A 4,311-nucleotide genomic window follows, 5' to 3' on the forward strand; every position below is an offset into this window, starting at 1 on the left:
TGGTGCGCCCCCCCGTTCCCCGGGGGGGGGGGGGGGCCCGGCCCCCCGGGGGGGGGTGTTTTCCCCCTGGTTTTTTGGCCCCCCCCCCGGGGCACCCCCCGGGGGGGGCCCCCCCCCCCCCCCCCCGGTCCACAATCCACCCATTCGGGTGGTTCAGTGCTCAGCGCTTTCGAACACCTTCGGCCAGTTCGCCCGCCAGGGAGCGGACGGCGGCGAGGCCGGCGGTCTCGTCGGGGGCGTCCAGCATGGCCTTGACGAAGGCCGAGCCGACGATGACGCCGTCCGCGAACCCGGCGACCTCGGCGGCCTGCGCCGCGTTGGAGACGCCGAGGCCGACGCAGACCGGCAGGTCGGTGGTGGCGCGGGTGCGTCCCACCAGGTCCTGGGCCTGGGCGCCCACGGAGGCGCGGGTGCCGGTGACGCCCATCAGGGACGCGGCGTAGACGAAGCCGCTGCCGGCCGCCGTGATGGTGGCGAGGCGGGCGTCCTGGCTGCTGGGGGCGACGACGAACACGGTGGCCAGGCCGTGCTTGTCGGCGTGTTCGCGCCACAGCGCGGACTCCTGGACCGGCAGGTCGGGCAGGATGCACCCGGCACCGCCCGCCTCGGCCAGCTCGGCGGTGAACCGCTCGACGCCGTAGCGGTCGATGGGGTTCCAGTACGTCATGACGAGGATCGGGACGCCGGTGGCCTCGTACGCCTCACGGACCGTGCGCATCACGTCGGCGATCCGGACGCCGCCGCGCAGGGCGATGTCGTCGGCGGTCTGGATGACCGGCCCGTCGAGGACCGGGTCGCTGTGAGGCAGCCCGACCTCGACGACGTCCGCGCCGCCCGCGACGACGGCCTTGACCGCTTCGATGCCGCCGTCGACGGTGGGGAACCCCGCCGGGAGGTAGGCGATGAGCGCCGCCCGGTCCGCGGCCTTCGCGGCGGCCAGGGTGGTGTTCAACAGCTCGATGTTGCCGCTCACTTGGCGTCCCCCTCGATCTCGGCGCGGTCGCTGTCGGCGTCCGCCTCGACGACGGCGTCGGTGTCGTAGAGCCCGAAGTAGCGGGCGGCGGTGTCCATGTCCTTGTCACCGCGGCCGGACAGGTTGACGAGGATCAGCCCGTCCTTGCCCAGCTCCCTGCCCAGGTCCAGGGCCCCGGCGAGCGCGTGGGCACTCTCGATGGCCGGGATGATCCCCTCGGTGCGGGACAGCAGGCGCAGGGCCTGCATGGCCGCGTCGTCGGTGACCGCGCGGTACTCGCCGCGCCCGACGTCCTTGAGGTAGGAGTGCTCGGGGCCGATGCCCGGGTAGTCCAGCCCCGCCGAGATGGAGTACGGCTCGGTGATCTGGCCCTCGTCGTCCTGGAGGACGTAGGAGCGGGAGCCGTGCAGGATGCCCGGCTCCCCGGCCGTCAGGGTCGCCGCGTGCTCGCCGGTCTCCACGCCGTGTCCGGCGGGTTCGCAGCCGACCAGGCGGACCCCGGAGTCCGGGATGAAGGCGTGGAAGAGGCCGATGGCGTTGGAGCCGCCGCCGACACAGGCGACCGCCGCGTCCGGGAGGCGGCCCGCGCGCTCCAGGAGCTGACGGCGGGCCTCGACGCCGATGACCCGGTGGAAGTCGCGGACCATCGCGGGGAAGGGGTGCGGGCCCGCGACCGTACCGAAGAGGTAGTGCGTACGGTCCACGTTGGCGACCCAGTCGCGGAACGCCTCGTTGATGGCGTCCTTCAGGGTCCGCGAGCCGGACTTCACGGCGACGACCTCGGCGCCGAGCATCCGCATCCGGGCCACGTTCAGTGCCTGGCGCTGGGTGTCGATCTCGCCCATGTAGATGGTGCAGTCGAGGCCGAAGAGGGCGCAGGCGGTCGCGGTGGCGACGCCGTGCTGGCCGGCTCCGGTCTCGGCGATGACGCGGGTCTTCCCCATGCGCTTGGTGAGGAGCGCCTGACCCAGCACGTTGTTGATCTTGTGCGAGCCGGTGTGGTTCAGGTCCTCGCGCTTGAGGAAGATCCGGGCCCCGCCCGCGTGCTCGGCGAAGCGCGGGACCTCGGTGAGCGCGCTGGGGCGGCCGGTGTAGTTCACCATCAGCTCGTTGAGCTCGGCGGCGAACGCGGGGTCGGCCTTGGCCTTGTCGTACTCGACGGCGACCTCGTCCACGGCGGCGACGAGCGCCTCCGGGATGAACTTGCCGCCGTAGGCGCCGAAATAGCCCTCGGCGCTGGGGATCAGACCCTCGGGGTCCGGAATGAAGAACTCGGACGTCATGCGACGTGCTCCTTGGCATGGCAACGGGTGGGTTCACCGTATGCGCGGAGCGGCGAGCGCCACCGGAACCGGCGTGCGGTCACGGTGATGCGGTCGTACGTACGGACGTGCTGCGGGTACTGCGGTACGTCGGCCGGGGCTCGCTACTGCGCGGACCCCGGGCGCCATCGCATGCCGTTGACCTGGCCGGGCTCGTCACCGATGACGTACCGCACCCGCCGTCCGTGCACGCGCCGGGCGGGGGCACGGCAGCCTCGGTGCCAGAAGGGCGGCGCGCAGCGCCTCGGTTGAGGGTGGTGGTGGGAGACGGGCGGGCGGCAGCCGCGCGCCAGCGGGGCGTGCGGATCCCGCGCCGGAGCCCCGGCCGGGGCGAGGCCCGGTCGGGTGCGGGGCGCGGGACGTCCGGTCATGGTCGCTGTCGTCCGTCCCCGGTCAGCCGCGGCCGTGGCGGAGCGCCGGGTGGGCGCCCGCGGCGACCAGGTCGGCGACGGCGGCGCGCGGGTCGCGGCCGGTGACCAGGGACTCGCCGACCAGGACGGCGTCGGCGCCGGCGTTGGCGTACGCGATCAGGTCGTGCGGGCCGCGGACGCCGGACTCGGCGACCTTGACGATGTGGTCGGGGATCTCGGGGGCGACCCGCTCGAAGGTGGAGCGGTCGACCTTGAGGTCTTTCAGGTTGCGCGCGTTGACACCGATGATCTTGGCTCCGGCGTCCACGGCGCGCTCCGCCTCCTCCTCGTCGTGCGCCTCGACGATCGGGGTGAGCCCGATCGACTCGGCGCGCTCGATGAGGGAGACCAGGGCCTCCTGGTCGAGGGCGGCGACGATCAGCAGGGCGAGGTCGGCGCCGTACGCCCGGGCCTCCCACAGCTGGTACGAGGTGACGATGAAGTCCTTGCGGAGGATCGGGGTGTCGACCTTGGCGCGGACGGCCTCCAGGTCGGCGAGCGAGCCGCCGAAGCGGCGCTCCTCGGTGAGGACCGAGATGACGGACGCGCCGCCGGCCTCGTAGTCCGCGGCGAGCGCGGCCGGGTCGGCGATGGCGGCAAGGGCCCCCTTGGAGGGGGACGAGCGCTTGACCTCGCAGATGACGGTGACGCCCTCGCCGCGCAGGGCGGCGACTCCGTCCTTGGCCTGGGGGGCGCGCGCGGCGCGCTCCTTCAGCTCGTCGAGGCTGACGCGCGCCTGTCGCTCCGCGAGGTCGGCGCGAACGCCGTCGATGATCTCGTCGAGCACACTCACGCGAGCGGCCCCCTTCCGGAACGGTGACTAGGGAACAGGATCAGCCGTACCGATGGTATCCGCAGGAGCGCCCAGGGCTCGCATCCGGCCACGCCGCGTCCCACTACCTGGGCATTTCAGGGGGCCAGCGCCGAGCCGAACGGCAGATTCCGGACCACGGTGAAGATCAGCAGGACAGCACCCACGCCCCACCACCAGGCGGGTGCCAGGGCGATCCGCAGGGGCTTTCCGCGCCAGGCCCGGACCAGCCAGAGGACCCAGACGGCGGCGAAGAGGAAGTAGCCGACGGTCGCGATCGCGTTGGCTTGGAGCGCCGCGCCGAGGTCGCCGGTGATGAAGGCGTGGGCGCTGCGGAGGCCGCCGCAGCCGGGGCAGAGCACTCCGGTCACCTTGAGCAGCGGGCAGACGGGGTAGTGGCCGGGGTCATTGGGGTCGACGGCACCGACGTACGCGAAGGCGGCGGTGACGGTGGCGAGGATGCCGAGGGGCGTGCCGAGCCGACGTACCCGGCCCGCCCGGTCTTTCCGACGTTCGAGGACGGAACCGTCGCTGTGGGGTCCGGGCACCTGCGAGGCTCCTTCGCCCGAGGGGCCTGTGAGCTGCGAGCTCTCCCCGGCAAGGGTTCCGTCCTCAAACGCCGGACGGGCTGGAGTGGCGAGGGTTCCGTCCTCAAGCGCCGGACGGGCTGGAATGGCCGGGCTCTCCGCGCCAAGGGTTGCGTCCTCGATCGCCGGACGGGCTGGGGCGTCCGGGGTCGGGCAGACCGTCAGGGGCATGTTCCAGGGGCCGACGCCCTGGGGGTCGGGGTCCGGG

Annotated in this window: 5 protein-coding genes; all 5 read right to left on the minus strand. The window is 73.3% G+C overall.

The features are described 5' to 3' along the window. Positions 1-160: 160 nt before the first annotated feature. Positions 161-973, minus strand: a complete 813-nt coding sequence (gene trpA / locus JS521_RS27635) for a tryptophan synthase subunit alpha (RefSeq protein WP_205085689.1) — start codon at positions 971-973, stop codon at positions 161-163. Next, positions 970-2,256 (minus strand): tryptophan synthase subunit beta, encoded by a 1,287-nt coding sequence (gene trpB, locus JS521_RS27640; RefSeq protein ID WP_205085690.1) that lies wholly within the window; start codon positions 2,254-2,256, stop codon positions 970-972. Before trpB ends, trpA begins: the two co-directional genes overlap by 4 nt. A gap of 143 nt (positions 2,257-2,399) precedes the next feature. Then, a complete protein-coding gene (trpM, locus tag JS521_RS36885; protein WP_079167499.1) occupies positions 2,400-2,666 on the minus strand; it encodes a tryptophan biosynthesis modulator TrpM in 267 nt (88 codons plus the stop codon). A gap of 22 nt (positions 2,667-2,688) precedes the next feature. Beyond that, positions 2,689-3,498 carry an indole-3-glycerol phosphate synthase TrpC gene (trpC, locus tag JS521_RS27645; RefSeq protein ID WP_030805722.1) on the minus strand — a complete coding sequence of 270 codons (810 nt, stop codon included), beginning with the start codon at positions 3,496-3,498 and terminating at the stop codon, positions 2,689-2,691. 116 nt (positions 3,499-3,614) lie between these two features. Beyond that, positions 3,615-4,064 carry a DUF2752 domain-containing protein gene (locus JS521_RS27650; protein WP_205085691.1) on the minus strand — a complete coding sequence of 150 codons (450 nt, stop codon included), beginning with the start codon at positions 4,062-4,064 and terminating at the stop codon, positions 3,615-3,617. Positions 4,065-4,311 lie beyond the last annotated feature (247 nt).

Origin of the sequence: Streptomyces durocortorensis (assembly GCF_016901035.1) — a bacterium.
GTDB classification, from domain to species: Bacteria; Actinomycetota; Actinomycetes; order Streptomycetales; family Streptomycetaceae; genus Streptomyces; species Streptomyces durocortorensis.